Source organism: Stenotrophomonas sp. P5_B8 (genome assembly GCF_054049855.1).
On the sequence record NZ_JBFULO010000705.1, the window covers coordinates 1 to 1,201 of the forward strand.

Sequence of the window (1,201 nt, forward strand, 5' to 3'; positions counted from 1 at the left end):
TGGCGCCCACGAGCCCCCAGGGACGGGTTTACGGCGTGTCCTGGGCAAGGCTGCCCGGCCACCTCACGCCCTGGACAATCGACGCGCCGCAGTTAACGTTTGCGACCAACGCCCCACTCCGCGACACCCCAACGCAGGTGCACATCCGCCCCAACCAGCGGACAATAGACCCGCTCGCGCCGGCCTACGCCGCGCCCCCGCTTTCCGTCTACACGCTCCAAGGATTCCCCCATGGCTGCCCGCAAGACCAAGACCCCCGTCATCGAAATCCAGGCCCGCCCCGGCCTCCCGCTGGGCATGCCCGCGGCCACCTTCCTGCGCGACTACTGGCAGAAGCGCCCCCTGCTCATCCGCGCCGCCTTCGCCGACTTCCAGACCCCCATCCAGCCCGAAGACCTCGCCGGCCTGGCCTGCGAAGACACCGCCCTCGCCCGCCTGATCACCCACGATCGCGCCACCGATGGCTGGAGCGTGCGCACCGGACCGTTCCAGGAAGAAGAATTCCCCGGCATGCCCGACCACGACTGGACCCTGCTCGTCCAGGACGTCGACAAATGGGATCCGGACGTGCGCGCCCTCATCGGCCATTTCGACTTCCTCCCGCGCTGGCGCATGGACGACGTCATGGTCAGCTTCGCCGCCACCGGCGGCTCGGTCGGTGCCCACGTCGACCAGTACGACGTCTTCCTCCTGCAGGCCTACGGCCACCGCCGCTGGCAGATCGACGCCAGCGAATCCAGCAAGGGCAAACGCCCCCCGCTGGACTTCCGCGACGACGTCGAACTCAAGCTCCTGCGCCGCTTCAAGCCTACCCACGACTGGGTCCTGGCGCCCGGCGACATGCTCTACCTGCCGCCCAACGTCCCGCACAACGGCGTCGCCGAAGACCCGTGCCTGACCTTCTCCTTCGGCATGCGTGCGCCGGCCTCGGCCGAGCTGATCAGCGATTACCTTGACACCCTCATCGAAGGCGCCGACGAGTCCATCCGCTACCAGGACCCGGACCTCACCGTGCCCGAGGACCCAAACGAAATCGACGTCGTGGCGATGAACCGCGTGGTCGACGCGCTCAACGCCATCCGCATGAACGATCCCGACAAGCTTGGCGACTGGTTCGGCCGCTTCATCACCACCTATCGCGCTGCCGGTGAAGTGATGCCCGGCGGTGAGCCGGTGCAGCGCGAAGAGATCGAAGCTGCGC

Annotated in this window: 1 protein-coding gene; it reads left to right on the forward strand. The window is 67.9% G+C overall.

Annotated elements, in window-relative coordinates:
* Positions 1-231: 231 nt before the first annotated feature.
* Positions 232-1,201: JmjC domain-containing protein (locus ACXJKH_RS20845; RefSeq protein WP_457322238.1), on the forward strand; the 970-nt coding region annotated here is incomplete at its 3' end.